The organism is Azorhizobium doebereinerae UFLA1-100 (genome assembly GCF_000473085.1).
Taxonomy (GTDB): domain Bacteria; phylum Pseudomonadota; class Alphaproteobacteria; order Rhizobiales; family Xanthobacteraceae; genus Azorhizobium; species Azorhizobium doebereinerae.
In genome coordinates this window covers 22,547-31,797 of the sequence record NZ_KI421497.1, presented here as the reverse complement: position 1 = coordinate 31,797, position 9,251 = coordinate 22,547, and the positions used below count along the sequence as shown (strand labels likewise).

6 protein-coding genes and 1 pseudogene are annotated in these 9,251 nt (G+C 67.6%); all 7 read right to left on the bottom strand.

Translation table 11 applies throughout. From position 1 onward, the window contains the following. Positions 1-606: pseudogene (locus tag YU1_RS34190) on the bottom strand (hypothetical protein); the annotation flags it as partial. 243 nt (positions 607-849) lie between these two features. Further along, positions 850-1,506, bottom strand: a complete 657-nt coding sequence (locus YU1_RS31545) for an NUDIX domain-containing protein (RefSeq protein WP_035716817.1) — start codon at positions 1,504-1,506, stop codon at positions 850-852. After that, positions 1,503-3,140, bottom strand: coding sequence for an ABC transporter ATP-binding protein (locus YU1_RS0126445; RefSeq protein WP_029006585.1), 1,638 nt, complete (start codon positions 3,138-3,140; stop codon positions 1,503-1,505). Before YU1_RS0126445 ends, YU1_RS31545 begins: the two co-directional genes overlap by 4 nt. 7 nt (positions 3,141-3,147) lie before the next feature. Next, on the bottom strand, positions 3,148-4,299 hold the full coding sequence (locus YU1_RS0126440; RefSeq protein WP_035716816.1) for an ABC transporter permease: 1,152 nt from the start codon (positions 4,297-4,299) through the stop codon (positions 3,148-3,150). Between the two features lie 2 nt (positions 4,300-4,301). Next, positions 4,302-5,411, bottom strand: a complete 1,110-nt coding sequence (locus YU1_RS0126435) for a microcin C ABC transporter permease YejB (RefSeq protein ID WP_029006583.1) — start codon at positions 5,409-5,411, stop codon at positions 4,302-4,304. 47 nt (positions 5,412-5,458) lie between these two features. After that, a complete protein-coding gene (locus tag YU1_RS31540) occupies positions 5,459-7,393 on the bottom strand; it encodes an extracellular solute-binding protein (RefSeq protein ID WP_084540162.1) in 1,935 nt (644 codons plus the stop codon). After that, the gene (locus tag YU1_RS0126425; RefSeq protein ID WP_029006582.1) at positions 7,390-9,237 is read right to left on the bottom strand and encodes an extracellular solute-binding protein; all 1,848 of its coding nucleotides are present in this window, start codon (positions 9,235-9,237) and stop codon (positions 7,390-7,392) included. The genes YU1_RS31540 and YU1_RS0126425 overlap by 4 nt, the downstream gene beginning before the upstream one ends. Positions 9,238-9,251: the final 14 nt, after the last annotated feature.

The following is a 9,251-nucleotide window of genomic DNA, read 5'->3' as shown; positions in this document are numbered from 1 at the left end:
GGTGAACGGCCCGGCCTTGGTCACCGGGGCGGCGGCATAGGCGGTGGGCCCGCCCGCGCCGAGCCCGGCGGCGGCGCCGGTGGCGCCGGCATAGTTGGCCTGGCGCAGGCGGCCGTCGATGACGTCGCCGACGATCTGCGCCTGGTTGAAGGCGGTGGTGCCGTAGGAGGCCTGCGCCTCGCCGGACAGCAATTGGAAGGCGCTCTGCGACGAGGCCACCGTGCCGGTGGCGACCGCATTGTAGAGCGCGGTATTGGTGCCGCCGGCTTCCACCGCCGCCGCCGCGCGGCGGGCGTTCGAGGTGGTGGCGACGCTGGCGAAGGTCACGTCGGTGGCGTCGTAGCTCAGCACCGGCGTACGGACAGCCGTGTTGCTGGAGACGGCGCCGACGATGCCGGAGACGCCGACCGCCGAGGCGAGGGTGGTGCCGACGGCGGACGAGGCGGTGGTGATCAGGTTGCCGCTGCTGACCGTCCCGGTGGTGGCGGGCGTGCCGGTATCGGTGCCGCTGCTGATGGTGACGCCGGCGGCGGTCGCGGGGGGCGGCGTGATGACGAGCGCACACAGAACGGCGGTGCGCGATGCGCACGACTTCAGATCGAGCATGTGAGACAGATCCCCACCCATCCCGCCGCGGGCGCGGCGGAGATGCAGTCTGACAGGGCGGGAAGAGGGTGGGCACCCCGAGGTGACAGGAAGCGGCAAAATCGGACGCGTGTTGCCGTTGGGTAACAGTCTGCCTGGCGGAGCCATCCAACTCTTGGGCGTTTTCCGTCGCATGCCGCATTCATGCGCGGAAACACGCGTAAAATGCGCGGAATCGCTGGGGAACTTCGTGTCGAAACGCGCCTATTCCGCGGAAACGTCGCTCCGCGCCGCCCGCCAGGCGTCCGCCCAGGCGTCCACCCGCGCCCGGTGCAGGGCGACCCACATGAGGCCGATCCGCAGGTAGCCATTGGCGAGGCGCGAGCCGTCCTCCATCGCCGCCAGCGCCTGGTCCAGGGGCACGAGGAAGGGACGTATGACCTCGGTTTCCCCTTCCGCGCCCGTATGTTGCGGCATATGCGACGCATCGGCGAAGGCGAGGTAGAAGTGCGCCATCTCGTCCACCGCGCCGGGCGAGACGAGGCAGGAGAACATGTGGTGCACCTCGCCGGGATCGAGCCCGGTCTCCTCGACGCATTCGCGCCGCGCGGTGACCGCCGGATCCTCCCCCGGCTCGACCAATCCTGCTGGAATTTCAATCTGTTCGCCAAATCCGGTGGCGAGGTGGGCGGTCATCCGGAACTGCCGCAGCAGCACCAATGCCTGCCGCTCGGGATCGATCACCACGATCCCCACCGCCCCGCCCACCCGCAGGATCTCGCGGTTCTGGACCACGGGTTCCGCGTTGGGGGTATGGAGCCGGATGCGGTAGGATTCGAACCGGCGAAAGCCTTGGTAGATCAGGGTTTCGTCGAGAATGTCGATGCGGGCGGTCTCGTCCTGGAGGGGCGGCGTCGTCACTGCGCGGTCACTCCCGCATGGGCGGTCTCGATGTTGAAGGCGGCGGCGAACAGCGCCTGCGTATAGGGCTCGCGGGGATGCTCGAACACCTCCCGGGCGGGGCCTTCCTCCACCATTTTTCCGTTGCGCATCACGAGGATACGGCTGGCCAGCGCGGACACCACGCGCAGATCGTGGGAGATGAACAGATAGGTCAGCGACCTTTTGCGCTGGAGCGCCCGGAGCAGGTCGACGATCTGCGCCTGCACCAGCATGTCCAGCGCCGAGGTCGGCTCGTCCAGCACCACGAAGGACGGCTCCAGCGCCATGGCCCGGGCGATCGAGATGCGCTGGCGCTGTCCGCCTGAGAATTCATGGGGATAGCGGAAGCGGCTGTCCGGATCGAGGCCGACATCCTCCAGCGCCGCGATCACCCGCGCCTCCCGCTCGTCCACGCTGAGCCCGCTCTGGTGGACCAGCAGGCCCTCGCCGACGATGTCGGCGATGGACATGCGCGGCGACAAGGCGCCGTAAGGGTCTTGGAACACGATCTGCATATGCGCGCGCAGCGGCCTGAGCCCGGCGAAGCCCAGCCCGTCCACCCGCTGGCCAAGGAAGGCGATGGGGCCCTTGGAGGAGATGAGGCGCAGCAAGGCGAGGCCGAGCGTCGTCTTGCCGGAGCCGGATTCGCCAACGACGCCAAGGGTTTCCCCTTCGCGGATCTCGACGCTGACGCCGTCCACCGCCTTCACGTAGCCCACCGTGCGCCGCAGGATGCCGCGCTTGATGGGGAAGTGGACCTTCAGCTCCTGCGCCGACACCACCACCTTGGCCTCCGGCGCGGTGGGGGCGGGATCGGGCTTGGGCTCGGCATGCAGCAGCGCCTGGGTGTAGGGATGCCGGGGATGGAGGAAGGTCTCTTCCGCCCCGCCCTGCTCGACGATCTCGCCCTTCTGCATCACGCACACCCGGTCGGCGATCTTGCGCACGATGCCTAGGTCATGGGTGATGAACAGCATGGCCATCCCCAGCCGCCCCTGCAACTCCTTGAGAAGCTTGAGGATCTGCGCCTGCACGGTGACGTCGAGCGCGGTGGTGGGCTCGTCGGCGATGAGCAGGTCGGGCTCATTGGCGAGCGCCATGGCGATCATCACGCGCTGGCGCTGGCCGCCGGAGAGCTGGTGCGGATAGGCCCCGAGGCGGCTTTCCGGGTCGGGGATGCCCACCTCGTGCAGCAGTTCCAGGGTGCGCGCCTGCACCGCCGCGCCGGACAGGCCGCGATGCAGGATCAGCATCTCGCCGATCTGCCGGTCGATGGTGTGCAGCGGATTGAGCGAACTCATGGGTTCCTGGAACACCATGGTCACGTCGTTGCCGCGCACCGCCCGGAGTTCGCGCTCCGAGACGGTGAGGAGGTCCCGTCCCTTGAACAGGATGCGGCCGGAGGGGTGGCTGGCGGCGGGATAGGGCAGCAGCTTCAGCACCGAGAGCGCGGTGACCGACTTGCCCGAGCCGGATTCGCCCACCAGCGCAACGGTTTCGCCGGGGTTCACGTCGAACGACACCCGGTTGACCGCGATCGCCTCCCGGCCCTCGCGGCGGAAGGCGACGGAGAGGTCCTGGACGGAGAGCAGGGGGGAAGAGGCGTCGGTCATGGCTGCCTCACCCGAAGGTCTTGCGGGGGTCGAAGGCGTCGCGGACGGCTTCGCCGATGAAGATCAGGAGGCTCAGCATCAGCGCCACCGTGCAGAAGCCGGTGAGGCCGAGCCAGGGGGCCTGGATGTTCGCCTTGCCCTGGGACAGCAGCTCGCCCAGCGAGGGCGAGCCCGGCGGCAGGCCGAAGCCGAGGAAGTCCAGCGCGGTGAGCGTCATCACCGAGGACGACAGGATGAAGGGCAGGAAGGTCAGCGTCGCCACCATGGCGTTGGGCAGCAAGTGCCGCAGCATGATGGTGAAATTGCCCACCCCCAGGGCGCGGGCCGCCTGCACATATTCGAAGTTGCGCGCCCGCAGGAATTCCGCCCGCACCAGGCCGACCAGCGACACCCAGGAGAACAGCAGCAGGATGCCCAGCAGTACCCAGAAGCCGGGCACCAGCACCGAGGAGATGATGAGCAGCAGGTAGAGCGAGGGGATCGAGGTCCAGATCTCGATGAAGCGCTGCGAGAGCAGGTCCACCCAGCCGCCGAAATAGCCCTGCACTGCGCCGGCGGCGATGCCGATGGCCGAAGAGATGATGGTGAGGGCGAGCCCGAACAGCACCGAGATGCGGAAGCCGTAGATCAGGCGGGCCAGCACGTCGCGGCCCTGATCGTCGGTGCCGAGCCAATTGTATTCGAGCCCGGCGCAGCCGTTCACGCCCTTGCGCTCGGCCACCGCCTGGCACTGCTTCTCCGTGAGCATCCAGGTGGGCGGGGAGGGCGCGGGCGTCGGCAGGTCGAGATTGTGGGTGTTGTAGCTGAAGTGGATCGGCGGCCAGATCATCCAGCCGCCCTTCTCCGCGATCAGCTTCTGGAGATAGGGGTCGCGATAGTCGGCCTCGGTCTCGAAGTCGCCGCCGAACCTGGTTTCCGGATAGGACCGCAGCACCGGGGCGTAATAGGCGCCGTCGAACTTGACGAGGATCGGCTTGTCGTTGGCGATGAATTCCGCGAACAGCGTGCCGATGAACAGCACCATGAACAGCACGAACGACCACCAGCCCCGCCCGTTGTGGCGGAAATTGGTGATGCGGCGCTGGTTCAGCGGCGAGAAGAAGGGACGGCGCGGCTTGGGGGCGGCGAGGGCGGCGGAGGCCGGAGCGGTGGTGTCCATGCTCACACCTCCCGCGTCTCGAAGTCGATGCGCGGATCGACCAGCATATAGGTGAGGTCGGAGACGAGACCGATCAGCAGGCCGGCGAGCGAGAAGATGTAGAGCGTGGCGAACACCACCGGATAGTCGCGGTTCAGCACGCTCTCGAAGCCGAGCAGCCCGAGGCCGTCGAGCGAGAAGATGGTCTCGATCAGCAGCGAGCCGGTGAAGAAGGCAGAGATGAAGGCGCTGGGAAAGCCGGCGATGACGATGAGCATGGCATTGCGGAACACGTGCCGATAGAGCACCGCCCGCTCCGGCAGGCCCTTCATCCGCGCGGTGGTCACATATTGCTTGCGGATCTCTTCCAGGAACGAGTTCTTGGTCAGCAAGGTCATGGTGGCGAAGGCGCCGAGCACCATGGAGGTGAGCGGCAGCACCAGGTGCCAGCCGTAGTCGAGGATGCGCTGTGGCCAGGACATCTGCGCCCAGTTGTCTGAGGTGAGGCCGCGCAGGGGGAACCAGTCCAGGAACGAGCCGCCGGCGAACAGGATGATCAGCAGGATGGCGAACAGGAAGGAGGGGATGGCATAGCCGACGATGACCACCGCCGAGGTCCAGACGTCGAAGCGTGAGCCGTCCCGCATGGCCTTGGAGATGCCGAGCGGGATCGAGATGGCGTAGGTCAGCAGCGTCATCCACAGCCCGAGGGAAATGGAGACCGGCAGCTTCTCGGCGATGAGGTCGATAACCGAGATGTCGCGGAAATAGGAGCGGCCGAAGTCGAACCGGGCATAGTTCCAGATCATCAGGCCGAAGCGTTCGGCGGGCGGCTTGTCGAAGCCGAACTGCTTCTCCAGCTCCTTGATGAAATTCGGGTCGAGCCCCTGGGCGCCGCGATATTTCGAGGCATCCGCCCCGCCGCCGGCACCCGGCGCCGCCGCCGCGCCCGCGAAGTCGCCGCCGCCGCCGGACACGCGCGCCGTGGCGGAGACGTCATCGCCGGTCAGCTGCGCGATCACCCGTTCCACCGGGCCGCCCGGCGCGAACTGCACGACCACGAACGAAACCAGCATGATGCCGAGGATGGTCGGCACCATGAGCGCGAGGCGGCGGACGATATAAGCGAGCATCGGGTCTCCGGAACTGGATGGACCGTGCGGTACGCAGGGGCGCCGCGTCAACCGCCCTTTTGCGGCGGGGCGGCGGGCTCGGGCTGGGCGGCGGGTTCCGGCACGCCCTGGGTGCGCCACCAGGTGTCCGGCGCGCCGCGGTCATATTTCGGCTTGATGGGCGGGCGGGAGAAGATGTCCCAATAGGCGATCCAGAACGATGCCTTGTTCCATTGCGGCACCCAGTAGCGCCCGGCGCGCAGCACGCGGTCGAGCGCCTGGCAGGCGGTCACCAGATCGGCGCGATTCTGGGCGGCGAGGGCGTCGGCGATGAGCGCGTCCACCACCTTGCTGGAAATACCCGACAGGTTATTGGAGCCGGGCGTGCGGGCCGCCTCGCTGCCGAAATAGGCGCGCAGCTCCTCGCCCGGATTGAGCGAGACCGAATAGCGCCGCACCACCATGTCGAAGTCGAAATCCTTCAGCCGCGCCTGATATTGCGCCGGATCGACCATGCGGAAGCTGGCCTCGATGCCCAGCACCTTGAGATTGCCGATGAAACGCGAGGTGTGGCGCTCGAACGAGCCGTCGTCGTCCAGGAACTCGATATGCAACCCATTGCCTTTGGCATCCATCAGGCGGCCCTGCTGGATGGTGTAGCCCGCCTCCTTCAGCAGCGCGGCGGCCCGGCGCAGCAGGGCGCGGTCCTGGCCGGAGCCGTCGCTGACCGGCGGCACGTAGGGTTCGGCGAAGACTTCGGCCGGCAGATCGTCGCGGAAAGGGGCGAGCAGCTTCTCCTCGGCCGGGGAGGGCAGGCCCTTGGCCATCAGATCGGAATTCTGGAAGAACGACCAGGTGCGCTCGTACTGGCCATACATCAGGTTCTTGTTGGTCCACTCGAAATCGAAGGCGAGGCCCACCGCCTCGCGCACGCGCGGATCGAGGAATTTCGCCCGGCGGGTGTTGAAGAACCAGCCCTGCGCGCCGGACGGCGTCTCGTCGGGCAGCACCTCGCGCTTCACCCGCCCGTCCTTCAGCGCGGGGAAGTCGTATTGGGTCGCCCAGGCGCGGGAGGTGAATTCCTCGCGGAAGAGGTAGGCATGGGCCTTGAACGCCTCGAAGCCCACCTCGCGGTCGCGGAAATATTCGTAGCGCTGGACGTCGAAATTGTTGCGGCCCCGGTTCACCGGCAGGTCGGCGGCCCAATAGTCCTTCACGCGCTCATATTCGATGAAGCGGCCGACCTCGAAGCGTCCCACCCTGTAGGGCCCGGAGCCGAGCGGCGGCTCCAGCGTCGTCTCGTCGAACTTGTGCTTGCTGTAGAAGGCCTTGGAGAAGATCGGCAGGCTGGCCGCATAGGTCGGCACGTCGCGGGGCCGCTGGGCGGTGAAGGTGAGGACGACGGTGCCGGCGTCCTCCGCCTCGGCGCCGGAAAATTCGCGCAACGCCTGGCGGATGAGCGGGTGGCCCTGCGCCTTCAGCGTGGTCAGCGAGAAGGCGACATCCTCGGCGGTGAGGGCAGAGCCGTCGCGGAAGCGGGCTTCCGGCCGCAGGCGGAAGCGGTAGGTGCGGCCCTCGTCGGAGATGGCCACCGCGGCGGCGACGAGGCCGTAGACCGCGTCCGGCTCGTCCGTGGCCCGCACCATCAGGCTGTCGAAGGTCAGCGCGATGCCTTGCGCCGCATCGCCACGCAGGATGTAGCCGTTCAGCGAGTTGAAGGTCTGGAAGGACTGGTTATAGGCGGCGTTCGGCCCCATCTGCGAGAAGGTGCCGCCCTTCGGGGCCGCTGGGTTCACATAGTCGAAATGCTTGAAGTCCTTCGGGTATTTCAACTCGCCGAAGGACGAGAGCCCGTGCCGCTCAAGGCTGGGCGCGCCCGAGGAGGGGGACGTCTGGGCCTGCGCGGCGCGGGTCCCGAGCGGGCCCGGGAACAGGGCCGCCGCCCCGCCGGCGGCGGCGAGGCGCAGCAGCGCGCGGCGATCGCACCCCGGCGCTCGCCTCATTTCGCCCCTCCGAGCTTGGCGGCCTTGTCCGCGTCCCACCACCAGATGTCGGGGAATTCGTAGGAATATTGCGGCAGCACCGCCGGACGGGCGAAGCGGTCCCAGCGCGCGGAACGGGTGTAGCCCAGCGTCCAGGCGGGGATGACGTAGTCGTTCCACAGCAGCACGCGGTCGAGGGCATGGGTGGCGGCCACCAATTGCTGGCGGTCGGTGGCGTAGATCACCTTGTCGATCAGCGCATCCACCGCCGGGTTCTTGATGCCGCCATAGTTGCGCGAGCCTTCGCGGTCGGCCGCCTCCGAGCCCCAATAGTCGCGCTGCTCGTTGCCCGGCGAGAGCGATTGGCCCCAGCCGCTGATGATCATGTCGAAATCGCGCGCCCGCACCCGGTTCACATATTGCGAGCTGTCCACCAGCCGCACCGAGACCTGGATGCCGAGGCGCTCCAGGGCGGGCTTGTAGAACAGCGCCACCCGCTCGAACGCCGGGCTGGCCAGCAGGATCTCCAGCGTGAACGGCTCGCCCTTGGCGTTGACCAATTGCTTGCCCTTCACCTCCCAACCCGCCTGCTTCAGCAGGTCGGCGGCCTGGCGGAGGTTGCCGCGGCGGGACTGCTCGGACGGGTTGTCGGGGTTGGTGTAGGGCGTGGTGAAGACGCCCGCCGGCACCTTGTCCTTGACCCCGTTCAGGATGTCCAGCTCGGCCCCGGTGGGCAGGCCGGAGGAGGCGAGCTCCGTGCCGGAGAAGAAGCTGCCGACGCGCTTGTACTGGTCGAAGAACAGCGTGTGGTTCATGCCGTCGAAGTCGAGGGCGTAATTCAGCGCCCGCCGCACGCGCGGATCCTGGAACTTGGCCCGGCGCAGGTTGGGGATGAAGGCCTGCATGACGCCCGAGGCGCGGTTCTCGAAGGTTTCGAGCACCACCTTGCCCTGCTGCCTGGCCGGGAAGTCATAGGCGGTGGCCCAGTTCTTGGCGGAGGTCTCCACTCGCCAGTCGTACTGGTCGGCCTTGAAGGCCTCCAGCTGCACCGTGTCGTCGCGATAATACTCGTAGCGGATCTCGTCGAAATTGTTGCGGCCGACGTTCACCGGCAGGTCCTTGCCCCAATAGTCCTTCACCCGCTCGTAGACGATGGTGCGGCCGGGGACGAAGGTCTTGATGCGGTAGGCGCCGGCTCCGAGCGGGGCTTCCAGCGTCCCCTGCGTGACGTCGCGCGCCTTGCCGTTGGCATCGGTGCCGGTCCACCAGTGCTTGGGCAGCACCATCATCTCGCCGACGATCTGCGGCAGTTCGCGGTTGCCGCCCTGGTCGAAGGTGAAGGTCACCTCGCGCTCGCCGGTCTTGGCGACGCTCTTCACGTGGCGATAGTAGAAGGCTTGGCCGGGATTGTTCTTGGTGAGCACTTGGAACGACCACACCACGTCGTCCGGCGTGATGGGCGTGCCGTCGTGCCACTTGGCCTCGGCCCGCAGGCGATAGGTCACCGAGGAGAAGTCGGCCGGATAGGTCAGGCCCTCGGCGATGAGGCCGTAGGCGGTGGCCACCTCGTCCCGTGACTGGGTGGTCAGCGAGTCATAGATCAGGCCGATGCCGGCGCCGACGGTGCCGCGCGGCACCACGAAATTGAAGCTGTCGAACGTGCCGTCCTCGGCGAGGCGCACCGCGCCGCCCTTGGGGGCGTCCGGGTTCACATAGTCGAAATGCTTGAAGTCCGCCGGATATTTGGGCTCGCCCATGAGCGAGGTCGCGAACCGGAACGGTCCCGGCGCCGGTTGCGCCAGCGCGGGGGCGGCGCAGGCGAGGAGGGCGGCGGCGAGAACGAGCCTGCGGACCTTCGGATACATCGGGCACTCCGGAC